This is a genomic window from Paenibacillus tyrphae (assembly GCF_024158745.1).
In the GTDB taxonomy this organism is placed as follows: domain Bacteria; phylum Bacillota; class Bacilli; order Paenibacillales; family NBRC-103111; genus Paenibacillus_G; species Paenibacillus_G tyrfis_A.
The window spans coordinates 340,478-363,789 of sequence record NZ_JAMZAW010000001.1 but is presented as its reverse complement, the minus strand read 5'-3'; the positions used below and the strand labels follow the sequence as shown (position 1 = coordinate 363,789).

Below are 23,312 nucleotides of genomic sequence, written 5' to 3'. Positions count from 1 at the left end.
TTTGCGAACGGCTGGGGGGACAGCTACCAATGGGAGAGGCTAGACACATGAAACGCGCGTCACGCGTCGTTTTTTCCGTTTTTACAGCGATAGCGCTTTTGTACGTTGTTTATTTTATGCCTTTGCCGCTCTACATTTTTAAACCGGGGACGGCCGAGGATATTCATCCGATGGTTCACGTCAAGCAGGCTTCGGAGGAAAAAGGCAAGTTCATGCTGACCACGGTGCAGGTGGCCGATGCAACCGTATTCGGCTATTTGATGTCCTACATCCGGCCCTACGAAGAGCTGCGCCTGAAGCGGGATCTGCTCCGCAACAACGAGTCCGAGGCGGAATATTCGCAGCGGCAGGAAGTGGTCATGCTCACCTCGCAGGCGGATGCGATTCAGGCGGTGTATAACCGGCTGAAAATTCCTTACCATATCAGCAAGGATGGCGTCGTCATCCAGCAGGTGTATCCGAATGTCCCGGCGCATGACTTGCTTCAGGCAGGCGATACCCTCGTGAAAATCGACGACAAACCGATTCAAACGATGGAAGAGGTGCGAGGCGGCGTCGCAGGCAAAAAAGCGGGGGACACCGTCTCGGTCAGCTACAAGCGCAAAGGCGTGATCCAGACGAAGGATATTGCTGTGGCCGCGCTGCCTGCCGACCCAAGCGCACAACAACCGGCAGACGCCGCACCCGCAGCTTCGCGGGTCGGGCTCGGGGTCGTCTTGGCGGAATTGCACAGTGTGAAGGCCGAGTCGGAAGAGCAGCAGGTTACCATTCAAGCGGGAGACATTGGAGGGCCGTCGGCGGGCCTGATGTTTTCGCTGGAAATCTATAACCGGCTGGCGCCCGGCGATATTACGAAAGGCTACAAGGTGGCGGGAACCGGGGAGATCGATCCAGAAGGCCATGTCGGCGTCATCGGGGGCATTCAGCATAAAATCGTAGCGGCCGATCGGGCGGGTGCCGAAATCTTTTTCAGCCCCGCGGATTATAAAGCTCCGACCGGGCAGACGATCCCCAATTATTCGGACGCGAAGAAGCGTGCCGACGAATTGGGGACCAAGATGACCGTCGTTCCGGTGGCTACGATGGGCGAAGCATTGGATTATTTGGCGAAGCTGCCGGCGAAAACGGGAAGTTAAGTTATTAATCCGTCACAATGACCGGCGGTTCGTAGTAATCCGCGAACCAATCGCGGGGAGTAGGCGTTTCATATCCGAGCGCATAGACAGAGGTAGCGCGAATATCCATCGCGAGCAGCGGCGAAAGCGTGTCCGTTACTTTGGTGACGACGGGCACCTTCGCCGTTGTTTTCATTCGTCGGAGCAGCTCCCTCCCTTTGGGACGGAAGCCCAGCACGCGCAGGTACGGCACGCCTCGGCTGAGTATTTCAGCAGAGAGCTCTTCTTTGGTGTGATTCAGCAAAATACGCAGCAAGGTACGCTGCAGCTTGGTCCGCGTATAGCGCTTCGTTTTGAGCCGGTCCAGCAGCGAAGCGACATAGCCCTCTCCAGGAGCTGCCGTCTCGGTCAGGGCCTGCCGAATGCGGTGCTCCAGCCCTTCCGTGACCTCATGGAAGGTCGCTAGCTGCTCCGGAGTATGGTGCATGAGCTGCAGCATCAGGGGCTTCGCAAAGCGTTCCCAATCGACCGGAGCGCGTCCGGCCTGCCATTCCCGCTCCAAAACATCCAGCGTTGCCGTAGGCGCATAAGGACGGAGGGCATGCAAAGTACGTTCCTCAAAAAGCAGCTTGCGCAGAGCGGTAGCACTTGCAATACGCCCGTCCGTAATGTCGGTCTGATTGTATTCGGCTTTCATCCTTGCAATCGTTTGCGGCCGGATGCCGCTGCGAAGCCGCTGCAGGGCGATCAGGTAATGCAGCCCGAGCGTATTGTTCGGCTTGGCGAGCTCGCTTTCTGCGCCCGGTACGAACTGCGCTACGGCGCGGCTGTAGGCGGCCGGATACGGGACGCCGGCTTTCAGCTCCTGCTGCAGCAGCTCCCGCAGCGGAGCGGGCTCGTCCTGCAAAACATCGGCTGCTGCTTCGAGCCAGCTGATGTCGCCGCTTTCGCTGCCGAAGCAAAGGCTGTCGACGAGCCCGGTAGCGTCGAGCGCGGAGACGGCGCCGAAGGCGAACCATTCCGCCGGCTGGGCGCTATAAGCGACCGGCAGCTCCAGGACGAGGTCGGCTCCCATGCGGAGCGCCATCTCGGCCCGCGCCCATTTGTTCACGACCGCCGGTTCGCCGCGCTGGAGAAAATTCCCGCTCATGATGCAAATCGCGCTGTCCGCTCCCGTTACCTTTTTCGATTGTTGGTAATGATAGTAGTGACCGTTATGCAGCGGGTTGTATTCGACGACAAGGCCGACGGTTGACATGCGGAAGATTCCTCCCGTTCAGGGTTTCAGGCTTCTTTTGCCATTACGATTATGATTAATCACTATAGCATGAACTGAAAATGTTGACAAAATGGAACCGAAGTCGATATAATAATCTTTGTTTGTTTGGGGTGATACTCATGTTTATACATTTGAAAGATTTGGCATCCAAAGGTACGATCCGGATCGAAGGCACGGAAGATTTGACAGGCATTCTGCCGAAGTCCGGAAGTCTGCTCGGGTACGGCCCGCTGCAGGTGCGTTTGGAAGCTCGGGACAAGGCCGGCACGGCCGAAGTCACCGGCGAACTGGACATTGACGTGGAGCAATCGTGCTCGCGCTGCTTGTCCCCGGTCGGACAGCATTTGACGATTCCGTTTCATGAGACGTTTGTGAAGGGCGAAGAGCAAGAGCTGGAAGAGTCCGAGGATGAGGAACAGGACGAGGAAGACGTGTTGTATGTCTCCGAGGACCGGTTTGAGCTGAAGCCCTATTTGGCGGAAAGCGTCCTGATGGCGCTGCCGTTCATCCCGCTGTGCAGTGAAAATTGTCAAGGACTGTGTCCCGTGTGCGGAACGAACCGGAACGAAAAGGCTTGCGAATGCAAGACGGAGAAGGTGGACCCGCGTTTGGCCGGACTTGCGGATTTTTTTAAAGACCGATCGTAACCAGGAACGCAGGCTGAATTCGTTGAAGGAGGTGGGAAATATGGCAGTACCTCAAAGGAGAACATCCAAAACGCGCCGCGACAAGCGTCGTACTCATTTTAAATTGGAAGTACCGGGCATGGTAAAGTGTGACAATTGCGGTGAATTGAAATTGGCTCACCGAGTTTGCAAGGTTTGCGGTCAATACAAGAAAAGAGAGATTATTAGCCAATAATCTCCCTGCAGACAAAAGAGATAGTACTCCACCTTTGGGTGCAGTGCTATTTTTTTTGTTTGCCTGCGCTTCCCTTTTCAAGCAGAATCCAGTATACTTTGCTTTGTGACTTGGTCATAAGAGATAGTGACATGTCATATGCATCAGGTGGGGGCCTCCCTAGTTCAAGCTAAAAAAGGTGGTGCTCGTTATCGAACGCCTTCCGAAACGACAGCGCCAGCAGCAGTTGGCCAAAGCGATCGAAGAAAACCCGTTTATAACGGATGAAGAGTTGACGAAGCTGTTTCAAGTCAGCATCCAGACGATTCGGCTGGACCGGCTCGAGCTTGGCATTCCCGAGCTGCGCGAGCGGATGAAGCTGATGGCGGAGCAATCGTACGATCAGGTGCGTTCGCTTCCGCTGCATGAAGTCATCGGGGATGTCATTGATCTGCAGCTCGACAAGAGCGGCATTTCCATGTTCGAAATTCGAGAAGAGCATGTGTTCTCCCGGACGAAAATCGCCCGGGGTCATCATATATTTTCTCAGGCCAATTCCTTGGCCGTTGCGCTAATCAACGATAAGGTGGCGCTGACCGCCGCTGCGGACATCCGCTTCGTGCGGCAGGTCCGATTGCAGGAGAAGTGCATTGCCAAGGCTTATGTCCGTTCGATCTCCAAAGGCAAGGCGAAGGTCGAAGTTTTTACATACGTCGGAGACGAAGTGGTATTCCAAGGGAATTTCATCATTTATCATGCGAGCAAAGATCGGCATGAAGGAGGAGAGCTTCATGCGGATAGCGATTGACGCGATGGGCGGAGACCATGCGCCGCAGGCAGCGGTGGATGGCGCGATCGCGGCGGCCGAAGAATGGCCAGATACGACGATTGTGCTGGTTGGAGATACAAGCGTGCTGGAGCCATTGCTTCAAGGCAAGAAGCTTGCGAATCTGGAGTTGAGACACGCAAGCGAGACGATCGAAGCGGATGACGAGCCGGTTAAAGCGGTGCGGCGCAAAAAAGACGCTTCGATGGTCGTGGCCGGCCGTATGGTGAAGGAGCAGGAAGTAGGCGCCATGATCTCGGCGGGCAATACGGGAGCGTTGATGACGACGGGCCTCCTGGTCGTCGGCCGGATCAAAGGGATCGAACGTCCGGCGCTTGCGCCGATGCTGCCGACGGTTGACGGGGAAGGGATTCTTGCGCTCGACCTTGGAGCGAATATGGACGCGACGGCGGAGCATCTGGTGCAGTACGCCATCATGGGCAGTTTGTATCGAAGCAAGGTGCATGGGTTGGCCGAGCCCCGCGTCGGTCTCCTTAACGTGGGCACGGAAGCGATGAAAGGCAATGAATTGACGAAGGCGGCTTTTCCGCTGCTTGAGCAAGCGCCGATCCACTTCATAGGCAACGTGGAGTCGCGCGACGTGCTCCGGAAGCCTTGCGACGTTATCGTATGCGATGGCTTTGCGGGGAATATTATGCTTAAATCGATGGAAGGGGCGGCCTCGGTCATCTTTTCCGTCTTAAAAGAACAATTTATGCGTACGTGGTACACGAAGCTAGCGGCGGCGGCGGTGAAGAAGGGCCTCGGCCAATTGGGTAAAAAAATGGATTACACGGAACATGGCGCAGCGCCTCTGCTGGGCATTAACGGTCTGGTGCTCAAAAGCCACGGTTCGTCCAACGGCGTAGCTTTTAAAAATGCGGTGCGTCAAGCCCGGGTCGCTTTGAAAAACGATTTGGTCCGCAGCATTTCTGCGGAAATCAGCAACGGGAGCGAGTAATTATGAATAGCAGCTTAAAGCCTGTAGGCATTCTCGGAACGGGAAAATATGTGCCTGAGAAGGTACTGACCAATTTCGAGCTGGAACAAATGGTGGACACAAACGACGAATGGATCGTCACCCGTACCGGCATCCGTGAACGCCGCATCGCTTCCACGGAGCAAGCGTCGTCGGACTTGGCCTATGAAGCTTCGAAAATCGCTCTGCAGAACGCGGGCATCGCGCCGGAAGAGATCGATTTAATTATCGTGGCGACCGTTACCCCGGATATGGCGTTTCCGTCGACGGCATGTATTTTGCAGGACAAGCTAGGAGCCAAAAAAGCGGCCGCCTTCGATCTGTCGGCAGCTTGCTCGGGATTTATCTACAGCTTGGCCAACGCCTCGAATTTCATCGCCACCGGAACCTATAAATATGCGCTTGTCGTAGGCGCGGAATGCTTGTCTAAAATTACGGACTACACCGACCGGAACACATGTATTTTGTTCGGAGACGGTGCAGGCGCGGTTGTGCTCGGAGCGGTGCCGGAAGGCCGCGGGTTTAAATCGTTCGAGCTTGGCGCGGACGGCGCGGGCGGCACGCTGCTGAATGTCGCTGCTGGCGGCTCCCGCTGCCCGGCATCGCCGCAGAGTCTGGAAGGTAAGCAGCATTTCATCTACATGGCCGGCAGCGAGGTGTTCAAATTCGCCGTCCGCATTATGGGGAGCGCCGCGGAAGAGGCGCTGCGCAAGGCAGGAATCGACAAGTCCGAGGTGGATTTGCTCGTACCGCATCAGGCGAATATCCGCATCATTCAGTCCGCGCTGCAAAAGCTGAATTTGAGCGAGGACAAATGCATGATCAACTTGCACAAATACGGCAACGTGTCGGCCGGATCGATTCCGATCGCTCTTGCGGAGGCGGCGGAGTCCGGACGGGTCAAAGAGGGCGACTGTCTGGTGCTCGTCGGCTTCGGCGGGGGCTTGACTTGGGGCGCTTCCGTCTTGGTATGGTAAATGTTCCGGATATGGAATTGAATCTAGATAGCTTTGTGCAGGACCGGCCGTTTCGGTCCGCCTGAACGGCTTGCAGTCAGCAATAAAGGAGAATCAGACATGGGTAAAATCGCATTCGTATTCCCGGGTCAAGGGGCCCAGGCGGTAGGGATGGGGAAAGACGTTTATGAAGCGGATGCCGCCGCGCGGGGTATTTTCGAATCGGCCGACAAGGCGCTCGGCTTCCCCCTCAGCCGCATCGTCTTCGATGGTCCGGAGGAAGAGCTGAAGCTTACCGTTAATACGCAGCCTGCGCTGCTTACAACCAGCATAGCCTACCTGGAGTTGTTTCGTGCGCGCCATGGCCTTCAGCCGGATTATACCGCCGGGCACAGTCTCGGAGAGTACAGTGCGCTGGTGGCTGCAGGCGTGCTAAGCTTTGAAGACGCGGTCCGTACGGTACGTGCACGCGGCGAGTTTATGGAGCAGGCGGTGCCAAGTGGACAAGGCGCTATGGCAGCCGTGCTCGGCGCCGAGCGCGAAGCGCTGCGGCAGCTGTGCTCGGACATCAGCGGGCAAGGAAGCGTCGTCGAGCTTGCGAACCTGAACTGCCCGGGACAGATCGTTGTTTCCGGCAGCAAAGAAGGGGTGCAGGCCCTCGCCGAACGCGGCAAAGAAGCCGGCGCGAAACGCGTGATTCCGCTTGAGGTTAGCGGGCCGTTTCATTCATCGTTGATGAAACCCGCTTCCGAGCGTCTTGGCGGCGTGCTGGAGTCCGTTGAAATGAAAGCGGCGGCTGTTCCGGTCGTTGCCAACGTGACGGCGCTGCCGGTGCAGGAACCGGCCGAAATTAAGCAGCTGTTGATCGATCAAGTACATTCCTCCGTGCTGTGGGAAGACAGCGTTGCATGGCTGCTCGGGCAGGGCGTGGACACATTTGTCGAAATCGGCAGCGGCACCGTTCTGGCAGGGCTGATCAAGAAGATCGACCGCAGCGCGAAAGTGTATTCCATCAACAGTCTGGAAGCCATCGAGAAATTTCAGCTGGAAACGACGGAATAAACGATTATTCATGGGAGGGATTAGCGCATGCTAACGGGTAAGGTAGCACTGGTTACCGGCGCCTCTCGCGGCATCGGCCGGGCCATCGCCATCGGGCTCGCGGAAGCGGGGGCCGATGTGGTCGTCAACTACGCGGGCAGCGAAGCGGCAGCGGCGGAAGTTGTGCAGGCCATCGAAGCGCTGGGACGGAAGTCGTTTAAGGTGAAGGCGAACGTCGGTTCCGTGCAGGAAGTCGAAGAGATGTTCAAGCTCGTCCTGGAAGCGTTCGGCCGAATCGATATTTTGGTCAATAACGCGGGAATTACGCGGGATAACCTGATTATGCGCATGAAGGAAGAGGAGTTCGATCAAGTGATCGAGACGAATCTGAAAGGCGTATTCAACTGTGTAAAAGCGGCTACGCGCCCGATGATGAAGCAGCGTTTCGGCCGGATCGTCAACATCTCGTCCGTTGTCGGAGCGACGGGGAACGCCGGGCAAATGAACTATGCCGCTGCCAAAGCAGGCGTCATCGGGATGACCAAGTCGGCGGCGAAGGAGCTTGCTTCCCGCGGCATCACCGTCAACTGTGTGGCGCCCGGCTTCATCGAGACCGATATGACCGACAAGCTGTCGGAAGATCAGCGCTCGCAGCTCATGACGCAAATTCCGCTCGCGCGTCTCGGCCGGCCGGAGGACATTGCCAAGGCGGTGGTATTCCTGGCGTCCGACGATTCATCCTATATGACGGGACAAACGCTTCATGTCGACGGCGGCATGTATATGTAGCGCGGCTTGCGGCAACAATGGGCGGAGGTGCGGGCAATTGAATCGCACTGCCAGAGTTGCCGCAAAAATTGAATTTTTTGGCGAAAATCGTTTCTTTTCGCACTCAGCGAGGCTTTACTATGGCATTTTGTCCATAAGTTAAGTATAATACCAAAGAGGAGGTGAACCGGATGTCCGACGTTTTGGATCGCGTAAAACGCATCGTTGTGGACCGTCTCGGCGTTGACGAAGCGGAAGTGACCCTTGAGGCTTCTTTTAAAGATGATTTAGGTGCCGATTCTCTCGATGTCGTGGAATTGGTTATGGAATTGGAAGATGAGTTTGATATGGAAATCTCTGATGAAGATGCAGAGAAGATCACTACTGTAGGTCAAGTAGTTGAGTACATAAAATCTCATACGTAAATGCATAAGTCCCGTTTTTCTTGGATAAACGGGACTTATCTCCATTCCGTGCCTAACTGCGCGTTAGCAAGCTTACCCCCTTACGAATGAAGTACATAACGAAGGTTATTTACGATAGAGGTGAATTACAGCATGAAACAAAGAGTCGTTATTACGGGTCTCGGCGTGATGTCTGCGCTTGGACGCGATCTTGAAACCTTTTGGGGGAACCTGATGTCCGGAAAATCCGGCGTCAGCGCAATTGAATCGTTTGACGTCAGCGAATATCCGACACGGATCGCCGCCGAAATTAAAGATTTCAATCCGGAAGATTACATTGACAAAAAAGAAGCACGCCGCATGGACCGCTTCGTGCAATTTGCCGTAGCAGCCACCATGACAGCGTTGAAGGATGCAGGGCTGAATGTGAAAGAAGATACCGATCCGGAACGGGTCGGCGTTTATGTCGGTTCGGGGATCGGCGGCTTGTCGACTTGGGAAGAGCAGCATAAGATTTTGCTCGAAAAGGGACCGAAGCGGGTCAGCCCGTTCTTTATTCCGATGATGATCGCCAATATGGCGTCAGGGCAAATCTCGATGATAACGGGAGCCAAAGGACCGAACAGCACGGCTGTAACCGCCTGTGCGACAGGTACGCACTCCATTGGAGACGCCTTCAAGACGATCCTTCGCGGCGATGCGGACGTCATGATCTGCGGCGGCGCGGAAGCGACGATCAGCCCGACGGGCGTTGCAGGCTTTTGCGCGCTGCGCGCCATGTCGACCCGCAACGACGAGCCGGAAAAAGCGAGCCGTCCGTTCGATACGGATCGCGACGGGTTTGTCATGGGCGAAGGCGCCGGCGTTCTCATTCTGGAATCGTTGGAGCATGCGCAGAAGCGCGGAGCCCGCATTTACGGCGAAGTGATCGGCTACGGCATGAGCGGAGACGCGCATCATATGACCGATCCGGATCCGGACGGTGCTGCCCGCTGCATGGTCAAAGCCGTGAAAGACGCTGGCATTCCGTTTGAAGCGATCGATTATATCAACGCGCACGGCACTTCGACGCCGATCGGCGACAAATCGGAGACGACCGCAATTAAGCAGGCGTTCGGCGAGCACGCTTACAAGCTGGCCGTCAGCTCGACCAAGTCGATGACGGGTCACTTGCTTGGCGCAGCGGGGGGCGTGGAAGCGCTCATCTGCGCACTGGCCTTGAAGCATGGCGTTATCCCGCCGACGATCAATCTCGACAATCAGGATCCCGAATGCGATCTGGATTACGTGCCGAATACGCCGCGCCCGTCCGATCTGCAAATCGTGATGTCGAACTCGTTCGGCTTCGGCGGCCACAACGCAACGGTCATCCTGCAAAAGTACGAGGCTTAAGGGCATAGACTTCACGGGGTTGGCCAAACTATAACATTGTTTCGTGGAGTTGGTTGTATGTATTCAATCTCCACGAAACAAATTGCTTATACGAAGGTGATTAGATATGCATCGCAACTTAAAACAGCTGCAAGCGGACCTGGGGATTTCATTCCGGCGTCCCGACCTTCTACGGCAGGCATTTACGCATTCTTCCTACGTGAACGAGCATCGCATCGGCCAATGCAAGGACAACGAGCGGCTGGAGTTTCTCGGCGACGCTGTCCTGGAGCTGACCGTATCGGAATATTTGTTCGACAAATATCCGGATCGCACGGAAGGCGAATTGACCAAATTGCGGGCCTCCATCGTCTGTGAGCCCTCGCTCGTCGGCTTCGCCGAGCAGCTCGACTTCGGATCTTATGTGCTGCTCGGCAAAGGAGAGGAGCTGACCGGCGGTCGAACCCGTCCGGCACTACTCGCAGATGTGTTCGAATCGTTCATCGGTGCACTTTACTTGGACCAAGGTTTGGAGCCGGTGCGCGCTTTTCTTAGCCGCCATATGTTTCCAAGCCTGCCTCAGCAAGGGCGTCTGTTAACGGCGGATTACAAAACGATTCTGCAAGAGCATACCCAGCAGCATAATATGGGCCCCTTGGAATACAAAATCGTAGACGAACGCGGACCTGCGCACGAGCGGGAGTTCGCGGCGGAAGTATATCTTCATGAGGAAATGCTCGGTCGGGGACTCGGCCGCTCCAAGAAGGAAGCGGAGCAGCACGCGGCCGCCGAAGCGCTCACGAAGCTAGAGGTCAAGGTGGATCAGCCATAAAGCAAGTTCGCAGAAGGTGACGGCCGTATAGCGGGCCGTCACTCTTTTTTTTGCAGGAAAACGTGACTGTTTGTCGAAAACGATCTCGTTCAGGTTCAGACGACAGCCAGTCAATCGCAGCCTGCGAGTAGATCGCCGAACTGTTGTATGGGACGGTATCTACTATAGGTCCGGAATATGGTACAATAGCCGTAAGAGGTGAGCCAAGTTGTTTTTGAAACGTATCGAGCTCTCGGGCTTCAAATCGTTTGCCGATCGGACCGAGCTGGAATTCGTTCAAGGAATTACGGCGGTGGTCGGGCCGAACGGCAGCGGAAAAAGCAATATCTCCGACGGCATCCGCTGGGTGCTTGGCGAACAAAGCGCCAAGTCGCTGCGCGGAGGCAAGATGGAAGATATTATTTTCGCCGGAAGCGATGCCCGCAAAGCGGTCAATTACGGCGAAGTTTCGCTGACGCTCGATAATGCGAGCCAGTCGCTGCCGCTGGATTACAGCGAAGTGACGGTTACCCGGCGCGTGCATCGCAGCGGGGAAAGCGAATATATGATCAACAAGCAGCCCTGCCGGCTCAAGGATATTACCGAGCTCTTTATGGACACGGGGATCGGGAAGGAAGCTTACTCGATTATCGGGCAGGGGCGCATTGAAGAAATTTTGAGCACGAAATCGGAAGACCGCCGAGGTATTTTTGAAGAAGCTTCGGGGATCGTCAAATATAAATCGCGCAAGCGCGAAACGGAAAAGAAGCTGCAGGAAACGGAGCAAAATTTGCTGCGCATCCACGATCTGGTGTCGGAGCTGGAAGACCAGCTGGATCCGCTGCGCGTGCAATCGGAGAAGGCAGTGCGCTTCAAGGAGCTGAAAGAAGAGCTCAAATCCAGCGAGATCGCGATGTATGTCCATCAGATCGAGCAAATTTACGCAAGCTGGACGGAGACGAACGCACAGCTTGAGAAGCTTCGCGAATCGCAGCGTGAATTGTCCGGCGTGATCAGCAAGCAGGACGCCGAGCTGGAGAAGGAACGCTGGGAAACACGGCGGCTGGAGGAAGAGATTGAAGGATTGCAGCAGCACCTGCTCCAGCTCAGTGAGGATTTTGAGAAATGCGAAGGCCAGGGCGAGGTGTTGAAGGAGCGGAAAAAAAACTACGCTTCCAATAAAAACCAGATTCGGCTTTCTGTCGTCCAGCAAGAGCAGCGGGTGCTTGATAAAGAGGCTGAAATTGCTCAACTGCGCAACAAAATTGCGGTGATCGGAGCGGAGCTTGCGGAGACGCAGGTCAGGCTGAAAGCCGAGGAAGACCGGCTGCTCGGCGTGACGGGAGGCATCAGCAGCGCGGAGGAAGAGCGGCTGAAGGGCGAGCTGCTCGAAGTGCTGAACGACTCCGCCAATGCCCGCAATGAAGCGCGGTATGCCGAGCAGCAGCTTGAAGCGCTTGGCCGCCGGCTGGACCGGCTCGACGACGAGCACCGCAAGTGGCAGGAGCAGCAGGAGAGCATCGCGGAGCGCAAGGCGGCTCTGGAGAAGAAGCTCGAAGAAGCCGTGGCCGAGATCGCGGAGGTGCGGAATCAGTATTTGGAGCTCAGCCAAGGATTGAAATCGAAGCAGACGCTTTCGGAAGAGGCGCAGGCCGCCGTCCGCAAGTGGGAGCAGAAGATCGATTCCATGGTGTCGCGGCGCGATACGATGCGCGAGATGGCGAACGACTATGACGGCTTTATGCATGGCGTCAAGGAAGTGCTGAAGGCGAAGGACCGCGGCGATCTGCGCGGCATTCGCGGCGCGGTGGCGGAGCTCGTCAAGGTGCCAGCCCATGTGGAGGTTGCCATGGAGACGGCGCTGGGCGGAGCGCTTCAGCACATCGTCGTGGATAACGAGGCGAACGGCAGGGATGCGATCGCTTTCCTGAAGCGCCGGCAGCTCGGCCGGGCGACATTTTTGCCGCTGGACGTTATTCGCAGCCGGTCCATTCCGGAGGGCGAACAGCGCCAGATTCAAGGGATGGAAGGCTTTGTCGGCATCGCCGTCGATTTGGTGCAATTTGAAGATACGTACCGGCAAATTGCCGGCAGCTTGCTCGGCAATGTCATCATTGCGAATACGCTGGAGGTTGCTAACCGGATCGCGGCCCGGGTGCAGTACCGGTACCGCGTCGTCACGCTGGAGGGCGATGTCGTGAACCCCGGCGGCTCGATGAGCGGGGGCAGCCAGCAGAAGAAAACGACCAGTCTTCTGAGCCGTCAACGGCAAATTGAAGATATGGATAAGGACATTTCACTGTCCGAAACCCAACTGAAAAGCTTCCGGGCCAAAGCGGAGGAGCTGCGCCGCGAAATCGGCGAAACGACGCGCAAGCTGGACGAGCTGCGGGTGGAAGGCGAGAACCGGCGGATCGAGGAGCAGCAGATTCGCGCCTCGCTTGAGCCGTTGGAGCATGAAGCGAAGCAGGTGGCCCAGCAGCTTGCGCTGTACGGCGCCGACGGCGAAACGCTGGCGGCCGAGCGCAGCGATCTGGAGCGCCGCCGGACGGAAGCTCTTGAGGCGCAGGAGCGGCTGCAGCGGCAGGAGGCCGAGCTGCAGCAGGCGATCCGCGACGCCGAAATCCGCCGCAAGGCGAGCGAGTCGGAGAAGGAGGAGCTGCAAACGCAGCTCACGGATCTGAAGGTGAAGGTGGCGGCGCAATCGCAGGAGAAGCAGTCGCTGCACGAGCAGGAGCGTCGTTCCCGCAATGAGCTGGAGACGATCAAGCACGAGCTGGAAACGAACTGCGAGCTGGAGCGGCAGCTCGACTCCGACATGGCGAATCACGAGCAGGAATCCGTGCAGCAGATCGAGCAGTTGAACGATCTGAAGCTGAAGAAGCAGCAATGCGCGGAGCAGCTGGACATGAAGCGCGCGGAGCGGGCGCAATGGGTGGCCAAGCTCGAAGCCGAGGAAAGCAAAACCAAGGAGCAGCGCACCCAGCTCAGGCAGATCGAAGAACAGCTCCATCAGACGGAGGTTCGGGTGAACCGCTTGGACGTGGAGCTGGAGAACCTGCTCAAAAAGCTCTCCGAAGATTACGAGCTCAGCTATGAGTTGGCGAAAGAGCGCTATCCCGTGCCGGAGGATGTGCTGGGCACCCAAAATAAAGTTCGCGAGCTGAAGCGCGAAATCGCCATTCTCGGGGAAGTCAACCTCGGGGCGATTGAAGAGTATCAGCGTGTTAACGAGCGATACTTGTTTTTGGCGGAGCAGAAGAACGATCTGGTGGAGGCCAAAACAGCGCTTTATCTCGTGATCCGCGAGATGGACGAGGAGATGGGAAGACGGTTCCGCTCCACGTTCGATGCGATCCGTTCGCATTTTGTCGTCGTCTTCGGCAAGCTGTTCGGCGGCGGCCGGGCCGACCTCATTTTGTCGGAGCCGGACAATTTGCTTGATACGGGCATTGAGATCGTAGCGCAGCCTCCGGGTAAAAAGCTGCAAAATTTGCAGCTGCTCTCCGGCGGCGAACGGGCGCTGACGGCCATTGCGCTGCTGTTCTCGATCATCCGCGTCAAACCCGTGCCGTTCTGCGTGCTGGACGAGGTCGAAGCGGCGCTGGACGAGGCGAACGTGACGCGCTTTGCCGAATATTTGCGCGAATTTTCGATGTCGACGCAATTTATCGTCGTAACGCATCGCAAAGGCACGATGGAGGAAGCCGACGTGCTGTACGGCGTGACGATGGAAGAGGGCGGCGTTTCGAAGCTCGTATCCGTCCGTCTGGAAGATGACGAAGCCATTATGGAAGCCGGCTGATGCCGATATATTGAGATTGAGGTAGGTGCCCCGTGAGCTTTTTTAAACGATTGAAAGAAGCGATTTCGACCAAAGCCGAAACGGTGACGAATAAATTCAAGGAAGGCTTGGCCAAAACGAGAGACGTGTTTGTCGAGCGCGTAGAGGATCTGTTCTCCCGCCGCAAAAAAATCGACGAGGATTTTTATGAGGAACTGGAGGAAATTCTGATCGGCGCCGATGTGGGCGTGAACACGGTGCTGAAGCTGATCGAGGATCTGCGGGCCGAAGTCCGCAAACGCAAAATCGAGAACCCGAGCGAGCTGCAGCCGATTTTGTCCGAGATGCTGATCGCGCTGCTCAAAGGGCAGGAGCAAACCGGGCTGCGCATGGCCGAATCCGGCCTCACGGTCATTTTGTTCGTAGGCGTCAACGGCGTCGGCAAAACGACGACGATCGGCAAAATGGCGCATATGCTGAAATCCCAGGGTAAAAAAGTGCTGCTTGCCGCCGGAGATACGTTCCGTGCCGGAGCGATCGAGCAGCTGGAAGAATGGGGACGCCGCGTAGGCGTCGACGTGATCAAGCAGCAGGCGGGATCGGACCCGGCAGCGGTCATGTACGACGCGCTGCATGCGGCCAAATCGCGCGGCGTGGACGTGCTGCTCTGCGATACGGCGGGCCGGCTGCAGAACAAAGTCAACCTGATGGAAGAGCTGAATAAAATTTACCGCGTCATCCGCCGCGAGGTGCCGGAAGCGCCGCACGAAGTGCTGTTGGTGCTCGATGCGACGACCGGACAGAACGCTTTGCAGCAGGCGAAGCTGTTCGATGAGAAATCCGGTCTGAGCGGCCTGGTGCTGACCAAGCTGGACGGAACGGCAAAAGGTGGCATTGTCGTCGCGATCCGTCAGGAGCTGAAGCTGCCGGTCAAATTCGTCGGCCTCGGCGAGAAAATGGACGATCTGCAAGCGTTCGACTCCGATCAGTTCGTGCATGCGCTGTTCAGCAAATGGATTGCCGAGTCGGAAAAAGAAGAGGAAAAAGCCGGTCAATAAGCCGGCTTTTTGCCTGACAAGGAGAAAAGCTTGACATCCCTCTTCAGTTTCAGTATGATAAGTGAGGTTGATTTGCTGTAAAGTGTTTTACCTTAACGGGGGTGAGGCACGAATGACGGAGGAAAATGTCCTTCAAAAGACGAATCGGATTAATCTGCTGTTCGATTTCTATGAGCGGCTGCTGACGGAAAAGCAGCAAATGTTTTTGAAGCATTATTTTCACGATGATTATTCGCTTGGCGAGATCGCATCGGAATTCAGCATCAGCCGTCAAGCGGTTTACGAACATATTAAACGGGCCGAATCGGTACTTGAGGATTGCGAAGGCAAGCTGCGGCTTCTGGAGAAGCATGAAGAACGGCAGCGGCTTCTGCGGCAGCTTGAGGCGCTTAGCGGCAGTCTGCCGGAGCCTCAACGCATGGAGATTCAGGCCGTTGTGGAAAAGCTTAACGAATTGGACTAACATATTCCCTCCGAAAGGTGGTGACGACCTGTGGCATTCGAAGGACTATCCAGCCGGCTGCAAAGTGTATTCAGTAAGCTAAGAGGAAAAGGCAAGCTGACCGAGGACGATGTAAACGAGGCGCTGCGGGAAGTACGGCTTGCGCTGCTTGAGGCGGATGTCAACTTTAAGGTCGTCAAGGAATTCATCGCCAAGGTGAAGGAACGGGCGATCGGGCAAGAAGTGCTGCAAAGCTTTACTCCGGCGATGGTTGTCGTCGATATTGTAAATAAAGAGCTGACGGCCTTGATGGGCGGGACGCAAAGCAAGCTGGCGCGGGCGAACAAGCCGCCGACGGTCATTATGATGGTCGGTCTGCAGGGCGCGGGGAAAACGACGACGACCGGCAAGCTCGCGAAGCTGTTGCTCCAGCAAAACCACCGGCCGCTGCTGGCGGCAGGCGACATTTACCGTCCGGCTGCGATCAAACAGCTTCAAGTGCTGGGCGAGCAGCTGAAGGTTCCGGTGTTCTCGCTGGGCGACAAAGTAAGCCCGGTTGAGATTGCGAAGCAGGCGCTGCAGCATGCGAAGGATCATAACAACGATTATTTGATCGTCGATACCGCGGGCCGTCTTCACATCGATGAAAGCTTGATGGACGAATTGAAACAAATCGTCGAAGCGGTCAGCCCCGACGAGATTTTGCTGGTGGTCGACGCGATGACAGGGCAAGACGCGGTCAACGTAGCCGAAAGCTTCCATAAACAACTGGAGCTGACGGGTGTCGTACTGACGAAACTCGACGGCGATACACGCGGGGGTGCGGCGATTTCGGTCAAAGCCGTTACCGGCTGCCCGATCAAGTTTGCCGCGATGGGCGAGAAGCTGGATGCGCTCGAACCGTTCCATCCGGAGCGGATGGCTTCGCGGATTCTTGGCATGGGCGATATGCTCACCCTGATTGAGAAAGCGCAAGCGAGCATCGACGCCGACAAGGCGAAGGAAATGGAACGCAAGCTGCGTACCGCGGAATTCACATTTGACGATTTCCTGGAGCAGATGGAGCAGGTCAAGAAGCTGGGTCCGTTGGACCAATTGCTCGACATGCTGCCGGGCGCAGGTAAGATCAAGGGCATGAAAGACGTCAAAGTCGACGATAAGCAAATGTCTCGCGTCGCTGCGATCGTCAAATCGATGACGAAAGAAGAACGGCAAAATCCGGATCTGCTCAGTCCGAGCCGACGCAAGCGTCTGGCTGCGGGCAGCGGCAATTCCGTGCAGGATGTCAACCGGTTTATCAAGCAGTTCGAAGATATGCGCAAGATGATGAAGCAGTTCTCCGGCATGATGGGGCCCAAAGGGGCCAAGCAGCTGAAGAACCTCAAGAAGCTCGGACGCGGGATGAAATTCCCGTTTTGAGATAAACGATATTTAACTCTATTGAGGAGGTGATATACATGGCAACTCGCATTCGTCTGAAGCGTATGGGTGCTCACAAAGCTCCTTTCTACCGCGTGGTGGTTTCGGATTCCCGTTCCCCGCGTGACGGTCGTTTCATTGAAGAGATTGGCACATACAATCCGGTTGCTCAACCAGCCGTTGTGAATATCGACGAGGAAAAAGCACTGAAATGGCTCCAAAACGGTGCACAAGCTTCCGATACGGTTCGCAGCCTGTTCAGCAAAGCTGGCATTTTGACAAAATTTCACGAGTCTAAACTGCAGAAGTAATCTGTAAGATTCGGAGGGTACGATGAAGGATCTTATTACCGTTATCGCCAAGGCGTTGGTGGATCATCCTGAAGAAGTACGCGTGAATACGGTCGAGGATGACCGCAGCATTACATTTGAGCTGTCGGTACACCCTGACGATGTCGGCAAGGTGATCGGCAAGCAAGGACGTATTGCCAAGGCGCTTCGCACCGTAGTCACATCCGCTGCAGTGAAAGAACCGAAACGTGTTTCGGTTGAAATCGTGTCATAAGGGAAACATGAGAGTTAGGAGCTGATCCTAACTCTTTTCTCTTCCTATAAGCTCCTATTCCAAACCCGGGAGGGTCCTATGAGCGAAAAGTTGTATACGGTTGGAAAGATTGTCAATACGCATGGCATCCGCGGCGAGCTTAAAATCGTACCGGAAACGCATTTTCCGGACGAGCGCTTTGCCAAAGGCAGCAAGCTGGTCTTTGTCCATCCCGAGCAAGGGACGCAGCTCCCTGTTACGGTAGAAGCGGCCCGAGAGCAAAAAAACATGTTCATCATCAAATTCCAGGGCTTCACAAACATCAACGAAGTGGAAAAATATAAAGGCTGGCTGTTAAAAGTCGAAGAACAATACTTATCCGAGCTTCCCGAAGACGAGTACTACTATCACGAAATTATCGGCTGTACAGTCATTACGGAAGAAGGCGAAGAGTTGGGTGCGATCTCGGAAATTTTGTCGCCCGGAGCGAATGACGTATGGGTCATCAAGCGTCCGGCCGGCAAACCGCTGCTGCTTCCTTATATCGACGATGTCGTGCTGAACGTCGACATAAACGAGAAGAAGGTTACGGTCCGCCTGATGGAAGGCTTGCTTGACCTATGAGAATCGATGTGCTGACGCTTTTTCCAGCGATGTTCGACGGGGTCTTTACTTCGAGTATTTTGGGGAAGGCACGGGAAAAAGGCTTAGTCGAGCTAAATACGGTCAATTTCCGGGATTACGCGAACAACAAGCACAATACGGTGGACGACTATCCGTACGGGGGCGGAGGCGGAATGGTGCTGAAGCCGGAGCCGCTGTTCGCCGCGGTTGAAGATGTAACCTCCGGTCTGGAATCGAAGCCCCGCGTGATTCTGATGTGTCCTCAAGGCGAGCCGTTCTCACAGAAAAAGGCTGAGGAGCTTGCGGCGGAGCGGCATTTGATCTTCATCTGCGGACACTACGAGGGCTATGACGAGCGAATCCGCGAGCACTTGGTGACGGACGAGCTGTCCATCGGCGATTATGTGCTGACCGGGGGAGAGCTGCCGGCGATGGTCGTGATCGACAGCGTCGTACGTTTGCTTCCCGGCGTGCTGGGCAACGAAACATCGGCGGTGACGGATTCGTTCAGCACCGGACTGCTGGAATACCCTCATTATACCCGACCTGCGAATTTCCGCGGCTGGGAGGTTCCCGAAGTGCTGATCTCCGGCCACCATGGGAATATCGAAGAGTGGCGCAGAAAGCAGTCGCTGGAGCGCACATGGAAGAAACGTCCGGATTTGCTGGAAGGGATCGGGCTCACGCCTAAAGAGCGCCGCTGGCTTGACGAATGGGAAGCGCAGGAGCGTTTAGGACGGGATGTCCCCGGTAAGCCGGAATGACAGGCCTCAGGAAAAACCGTTTTGCGTCATGCGCAGAAGCATGAGCCAAGGCGGTTTTTTAATTTGGAGGCATTGCCAATAAAAGAACTGGTTGTGTTTCCCTCGACTTTATGCTATGATATAAAACGTTGTGGCAATTTGCTTGAATACGGTGGTCCTCTGCGCGTGACATCGAAGAACCGACATCTAATAGCAGCGGCATGAACACCTGTGTGGAAGGAGGGAGTCATCCATGAACTTGATCCAAGAGATTACGAAGGAACAACTGCGCAGCGACATTCCGAGCTTTCGTCCTGGCGACACTTTGAAAGTGTATGTTAAGGTTATCGAGGGTTCGCGCGAGCGTGTCCAGCTGTTCGAGGGCGTTGTTATTAAGCGCCGCGGCGGCGGAATCAGCGAAACGTTCACAGTAAGAAAAATTTCTTACGGTGTCGGCGTTGAGAGAACGTTCCCGATTCATACTCCAAAGATCGATAAGATTGAAGTGGCTCGCCGTGGTAAAGTCCGTCGCGCGAAGCTCTACTATCTTCGCGGTCTGCGCGGTAAAGCAGCAAGAATTCAAGAGATTCGATAACGAAAACAAAGGGGCTTGCACACCAAGTCCCTTTTCGTTTTTTACCCACTCTGGCGAAAGGGCAGGAAAGCTAATGGAGCAGGATCAAACCGTAGAAAAAACGAATCCCGTCAAAAATGAAGCTTGGGAATGGATCAAAGCGCTGCTGATTGCGGCGGCCCTCGTGTTTTTTATACGCTGGCTCGTTTTCGCCCCGTTCATTGTGGAAGGGCCTTCCATGGAGCCGAATTTCTATACGGGAGAGCGGCTCATCGTCAATAAGTTTATTTACAAGTTCGGGAAGCCGGAGCACGGGGAAGTCGTCGTGTTTCATGCGACCAAAGATAAAGATTACATAAAGCGCGTCATTGCCTTGCCGGGCCAAAAGGTTAAAGTCGAGGGCGACAAGGTGTATGTGGACAACCAATTGGTGGACGAAACCTATCTGAAGCCGGCGTTGGATAAAGCGGCCTCGGAAGGGAGACCCTATAACACAAGAAATTTCCCGGAGCAGACAGTTCCCGAGGGCAGCGTATTCGTGATGGGCGACAACCGTTCGAACAGCTCGGATAGCCGCGACCCGTCTGTAGGCTTTGTCAATTATGATAAAATTGTCGGACGTGCCGACCTGATATTCTGGCCGTTCAATAAAATTAGCCTGGTTCATTTCAATAGTCCGAACCGGCAGTAGGTAAACAGATTGAGGTGACTCAGATGACGATCCAATGGTTTCCGGGTCACATGACACGGGCAAGGCGGCAAATCCAAGAGAAGCTGAAGCTGATTGATATGGCGATCGAGCTTTTGGATGCGCGGGTACCGTTATCCAGCCGAAACCCGATGATCGATGAAATATTGCAAAATAAACCGCGATTGGTTCTGCTGAACAAACACGATTTGGCGGACCCGGAAGTTACCCGGCAGTGGATTGAGTTTTTCGCCGAACAAGGGTTGAAAGCGATACCTATCGATTCCGTAGGCGGCAATCCGGTGAAAGAAATTATGCAGCGCAGCAAGGAGCTGCTGTCGGAGAAAATTCAGGCGCAGCTGCGCAAAGGGATGAATCCGAGAGCGATCCGCGCGTTGATTGTCGGAATTCCGAATGTCGGAAAATCGACCCTGATCAACCGGATGGCCGGACGTAAAATCGCCGCAACCGGAGACAAGCCGGGGGTAACCAAAGGTCAGCAGTGGATTAAAGTCGGCACTGAGATGGAGCTGCTCGATACGCCCGGGATTTTGTGGCCGAAGTTTGAAGATCAGTCGGTCGGTCTGCGTTTGGCAGCGACCGGAGCGATTAAGGAAGAGATTTTGCAGGTGGAGGAAATTGCTCTGTTCGCCATGCGTTACTTGACTGAGCATTACGCACAAGCGGTCAAAGAACGGTTTGGCGTAGAAGAGGTTCCGCAAGACCCGGCGGATACCGATGCGATTGTGGCTCTGATGGAAGCCGTAGGCCGCAAGCGCGGCGCGCTGATGAGCGGAGGACGGGTGGATCTGGAGAAGGCCTCACTGGCCATTCTGCGCGAGCTGAGGGCGGGCAAGCTGGGACGCATTAGTCTCGAAGCGCCTGACGATGCCGCTACAACCTGACCATGAATGAATAGCCATAAACGCCGCAACGCGCGCTGTGAGAGGCACGGCGCGCATCGGGAACGATATAAAATTTATCCTGCAAGAGCGAATTCGTAAAGGAACGAATCGCTCTTTTTTATTTGAAATTTAGTCGAGCAAATAAACGGGATCGTCAACGGTAACGGTTCCGGTCCGAATGACTCTGGCATACACCCCAAAACAGGCATCTAGATGCTTGGCAATATGCTTTAGGAAGGTCGGGTTTACGGTATTGTGATCCGGATCTACGTTTACCATGCTGCATCGGTGGCATTTTTTGTATATCTCCAGTTTCGTATCTCCGATTTGGACGGTTTTCCCGATCCAATCAAATTCCTCAAAGGGCTGCGGATCGTCGTAACGAATGACGAAGTTGGGCCTGAACCTGCGCATGTCGGTTTCCACGCCAATGATTTTTTCCAGCTCGGCCAGAGAAACATCCGTAGTAATCAAAATGCTTGCTTCATCAACCCCCAGCAGGTCGTCATACTTGGAGGAATACTTCCGGGGAGAAATTTCCCGCGGAGAAACGACGGCCCGAATTTCTTCAAAAAGCTCCTCGTCCCATTGAAATATCCGGCCGTCGGGGGCCGTTACCTGGATTGGCGGAAATTCGTTGTCCGATCTGTCGGCGATGTATTTGCTGGAGTAAGCGAGCAGCTTAGGAACAAATTTGGCGTTCAGCTTTTTGTTGGACCGGGAAGCATCGGTTGAACGCGTATGATCGATAAAGGCGTACCCTCTGTCTCCGTATAATCCGTACCGCTCGATATCGACCGCGGTCAGGCGCTCCCCTTGAAAGGACTTAACGGGATACCGGTAAATGGCTTGAATGACACCAATGGATTTCAATGCGAGCCCCTCCCTGAAATGAACGCTTGTGAACTTAATGCTTCTCCCCGTTTAGGCAAAATCATGGGTCTCGGGATCATACCAATCCCCGCCAAGCATGACACGCTTCACTTGCAGCCCCTCCGGCTCCAGCACGACAAGGTCCGCGTCATACCCGGCTTTTAAAAGCCCCTTGTTGTGCAGCTTTACGATTCCCGCCGGAATCGAGGTCGCGTGCTTCACCGCCTCCGGTAACGATTTGCCGTGCTTCTGCACGAGATTTCGTACCGATTGCACCAAAGGAATGGTGCTTCCGGCAATCGTGCCGTCGGCGAAGCGGGCAGCCCCTTGCTTGACGTGTACCTCCAGTCCGGCCAAATGGTAGACGCCGTCCGTCATTCCCGCGGCGCGCATGGAATCCGTAATTACACAGACGCGGTCCTGCTTCAGTCTTAAAATCAATTCCACTGCTGCCGGATGCAGATGATACCCGTCTACATTGATTTCGGTGCTAAGCTCGTCGTGCAGAAACACCGCCCCCACAACCCCAGGTTCCCGATGATGAAACGGACGCATGGCATTGCAGCAGTGGACGGCATGGGAAACTCCCCACCCGATGGCAGTCCGCACCTGATCGTAGGTAGCGTCGGAATGTCCGCAAGCGGCGATGATGTTTTGCTCCAAGGCATAAGCGACAGCCTCCTGGGCTCCTTCCAGTTCGGGGGCAAGCGTCAGCATGCGAATGAGTCCGGGGAAGCGGGCAGTCCATTCGCGCAGCCATGCGGTCTGCGGGCTGCAAATCCACTGCGGGTGCTGGGCGCCCGGCCATTTGGAACTGAGGAACGGCCCTTCGAGATGGACGCCCTGGATCACCTGGCCGATGCGCTCCGTTTGCTGAACGGAAAAAGCGGCGGCAAGCGCGCGATCAATGTCCGGCTTCGGGGCCGTCAAGGTGGTGGCGAGAATCGAGGTGGTGCCATGGGCGAGATAGTAGCGGAGCATCCGAATCAGGCTGTCGGCGCTGCCGTCCATGACATCCGCGCCAGCGCCGCCGTGAAGATGAATGTCGATCAAGCCTGGGGTCAGGTATGCCTTACCGAAATCAAGCACGGGGGCGTCGGTAAAATCAGGCTGCGGAATAACTTCCGTAGGCGTTACTTCTTCGGGGAATACACTTGCGATCCGGCCCTGCTCGACAGTGACATAACCGCTAAAAGGCTCTTTGCCGCTCCCGTCGAGAATCGTCCCTTTGAGCACCAGCCGGCCGGCGCCCCGTTTGCGCTCCGTCAT

25 protein-coding genes are annotated in these 23,312 nt (G+C 55.5%); 22 read left to right on the top strand and 3 right to left on the bottom strand.

Annotated features, from left to right (window positions below):
• Nucleotides 1-47 precede the first annotated feature (47 nt).
• On the top strand, nucleotides 48-1,136 hold the full coding sequence (locus NI000_RS01715) for a SepM family pheromone-processing serine protease (RefSeq protein ID WP_253407113.1): 1,089 nt from the start codon (nucleotides 48-50) through the stop codon (nucleotides 1,134-1,136).
• 4 nt (nucleotides 1,137-1,140) lie between these two features.
• On the opposite strand, the gene NI000_RS01710 is transcribed toward NI000_RS01715, so the two are convergent.
• Entirely contained in the window at nucleotides 1,141-2,373 is a 1,233-nt protein-coding gene (locus tag NI000_RS01710) for a nucleotidyltransferase (RefSeq protein ID WP_253407111.1), read from the bottom strand.
• A 140-nt stretch (nucleotides 2,374-2,513) separates the two neighbouring features.
• Here NI000_RS01710 and NI000_RS01705 point away from each other — a divergent pair, with 140 nt between their 5' ends.
• The 21 genes from NI000_RS01705 (at nucleotide 2,514) to ylqF (ending at nucleotide 21,170) form a co-directional block, all read left to right on the top strand.
• On the top strand, nucleotides 2,514-3,041 hold the full coding sequence (locus NI000_RS01705; RefSeq protein WP_253407109.1) for a YceD family protein: 528 nt from the start codon (nucleotides 2,514-2,516) through the stop codon (nucleotides 3,039-3,041).
• 40 nt (nucleotides 3,042-3,081) lie between these two features.
• Complete coding sequence (gene rpmF, locus NI000_RS01700) at nucleotides 3,082-3,255, top strand: 50S ribosomal protein L32 (protein ID WP_010501119.1); 174 nt, start codon at nucleotides 3,082-3,084, stop codon at nucleotides 3,253-3,255.
• A 178-nt stretch (nucleotides 3,256-3,433) separates the two neighbouring features.
• On the top strand, nucleotides 3,434-4,042 hold the full coding sequence (gene fapR, locus NI000_RS01695) for a transcription factor FapR (RefSeq protein WP_253407102.1): 609 nt from the start codon (nucleotides 3,434-3,436) through the stop codon (nucleotides 4,040-4,042).
• A complete protein-coding gene (gene plsX / locus NI000_RS01690; RefSeq protein ID WP_253407100.1) occupies nucleotides 4,026-5,021 on the top strand; it encodes a phosphate acyltransferase PlsX in 996 nt (331 codons plus the stop codon). Before fapR ends, plsX begins: the two co-directional genes overlap by 17 nt.
• A gap of 2 nt (nucleotides 5,022-5,023) precedes the next feature.
• On the top strand, nucleotides 5,024-6,016 hold the full coding sequence (locus tag NI000_RS01685; RefSeq protein WP_253407099.1) for a beta-ketoacyl-ACP synthase III: 993 nt from the start codon (nucleotides 5,024-5,026) through the stop codon (nucleotides 6,014-6,016).
• 99 nt (nucleotides 6,017-6,115) lie between these two features.
• On the top strand, nucleotides 6,116-7,057 hold the full coding sequence (gene fabD / locus NI000_RS01680) for an ACP S-malonyltransferase (RefSeq protein ID WP_253407098.1): 942 nt from the start codon (nucleotides 6,116-6,118) through the stop codon (nucleotides 7,055-7,057).
• 27 nt (nucleotides 7,058-7,084) lie between these two features.
• On the top strand, nucleotides 7,085-7,825 hold the full coding sequence (gene fabG / locus NI000_RS01675; protein WP_253407096.1) for a 3-oxoacyl-[acyl-carrier-protein] reductase: 741 nt from the start codon (nucleotides 7,085-7,087) through the stop codon (nucleotides 7,823-7,825).
• Nucleotides 7,826-7,995: 170 nt separating this feature from the next.
• Entirely contained in the window at nucleotides 7,996-8,229 is a 234-nt protein-coding gene (gene acpP / locus NI000_RS01670; RefSeq protein WP_010501107.1) for an acyl carrier protein, read from the top strand.
• Between the two features lie 132 nt (nucleotides 8,230-8,361).
• Nucleotides 8,362-9,600, top strand: coding sequence for a beta-ketoacyl-ACP synthase II (fabF, locus tag NI000_RS01665; RefSeq protein WP_253407094.1), 1,239 nt, complete (start codon nucleotides 8,362-8,364; stop codon nucleotides 9,598-9,600).
• A gap of 106 nt (nucleotides 9,601-9,706) precedes the next feature.
• Nucleotides 9,707-10,411, top strand: a complete 705-nt coding sequence (gene rnc, locus NI000_RS01660; RefSeq protein WP_253407092.1) for a ribonuclease III — start codon at nucleotides 9,707-9,709, stop codon at nucleotides 10,409-10,411.
• Between the two features lie 208 nt (nucleotides 10,412-10,619).
• Nucleotides 10,620-14,195 (top strand): chromosome segregation protein SMC, encoded by a 3,576-nt coding sequence (gene smc / locus NI000_RS01655; RefSeq protein ID WP_253407090.1) that lies wholly within the window; start codon nucleotides 10,620-10,622, stop codon nucleotides 14,193-14,195.
• Nucleotides 14,196-14,227: 32 nt separating this feature from the next.
• Nucleotides 14,228-15,232, top strand: a complete 1,005-nt coding sequence (gene ftsY, locus NI000_RS01650; protein WP_054974207.1) for a signal recognition particle-docking protein FtsY — start codon at nucleotides 14,228-14,230, stop codon at nucleotides 15,230-15,232.
• 112 nt (nucleotides 15,233-15,344) lie between these two features.
• Complete coding sequence (locus NI000_RS01645; protein WP_253407088.1) at nucleotides 15,345-15,695, top strand: putative DNA-binding protein; 351 nt, start codon at nucleotides 15,345-15,347, stop codon at nucleotides 15,693-15,695.
• Between the two features lie 30 nt (nucleotides 15,696-15,725).
• A complete protein-coding gene (ffh, locus tag NI000_RS01640) occupies nucleotides 15,726-17,093 on the top strand; it encodes a signal recognition particle protein (RefSeq protein ID WP_253407087.1) in 1,368 nt (455 codons plus the stop codon).
• 38 nt (nucleotides 17,094-17,131) lie between these two features.
• Nucleotides 17,132-17,404 carry a 30S ribosomal protein S16 gene (gene rpsP / locus NI000_RS01635; RefSeq protein WP_010501096.1) on the top strand — a complete coding sequence of 91 codons (273 nt, stop codon included), beginning with the start codon at nucleotides 17,132-17,134 and terminating at the stop codon, nucleotides 17,402-17,404.
• Nucleotides 17,405-17,426: 22 nt separating this feature from the next.
• Nucleotides 17,427-17,657: a KH domain-containing protein gene (locus NI000_RS01630; RefSeq protein ID WP_010501094.1), complete on the top strand. Its 231-nt coding sequence runs from the start codon at nucleotides 17,427-17,429 to the stop codon at nucleotides 17,655-17,657.
• Between the two features lie 78 nt (nucleotides 17,658-17,735).
• Nucleotides 17,736-18,260: a ribosome maturation factor RimM gene (gene rimM, locus NI000_RS01625; protein WP_253407085.1), complete on the top strand. Its 525-nt coding sequence runs from the start codon at nucleotides 17,736-17,738 to the stop codon at nucleotides 18,258-18,260.
• Complete coding sequence (gene trmD / locus NI000_RS01620) at nucleotides 18,257-19,024, top strand: tRNA (guanosine(37)-N1)-methyltransferase TrmD (protein ID WP_253407081.1); 768 nt, start codon at nucleotides 18,257-18,259, stop codon at nucleotides 19,022-19,024. The genes rimM and trmD overlap by 4 nt, the downstream gene beginning before the upstream one ends.
• 232 nt (nucleotides 19,025-19,256) lie before the next feature.
• Nucleotides 19,257-19,598, top strand: coding sequence for a 50S ribosomal protein L19 (gene rplS, locus NI000_RS01615; RefSeq protein ID WP_010501088.1), 342 nt, complete (start codon nucleotides 19,257-19,259; stop codon nucleotides 19,596-19,598).
• A 73-nt stretch (nucleotides 19,599-19,671) separates the two neighbouring features.
• The gene (gene lepB, locus NI000_RS01610) at nucleotides 19,672-20,268 is read left to right on the top strand and encodes a signal peptidase I (protein ID WP_010501086.1); all 597 of its coding nucleotides are present in this window, start codon (nucleotides 19,672-19,674) and stop codon (nucleotides 20,266-20,268) included.
• A 23-nt stretch (nucleotides 20,269-20,291) separates the two neighbouring features.
• Nucleotides 20,292-21,170 carry a ribosome biogenesis GTPase YlqF gene (gene ylqF, locus NI000_RS01605; protein ID WP_253407076.1) on the top strand — a complete coding sequence of 293 codons (879 nt, stop codon included), beginning with the start codon at nucleotides 20,292-20,294 and terminating at the stop codon, nucleotides 21,168-21,170.
• Between the two features lie 129 nt (nucleotides 21,171-21,299).
• Here ylqF and NI000_RS01600 read toward each other — a convergent pair whose 3' ends face one another.
• On the bottom strand, nucleotides 21,300-22,043 hold the full coding sequence (locus tag NI000_RS01600) for an MOSC domain-containing protein (protein ID WP_253407074.1): 744 nt from the start codon (nucleotides 22,041-22,043) through the stop codon (nucleotides 21,300-21,302).
• A gap of 51 nt (nucleotides 22,044-22,094) precedes the next feature.
• Entirely contained in the window at nucleotides 22,095-23,312 is a 1,218-nt protein-coding gene (gene nagA / locus NI000_RS01595; protein WP_253407072.1) for an N-acetylglucosamine-6-phosphate deacetylase, read from the bottom strand.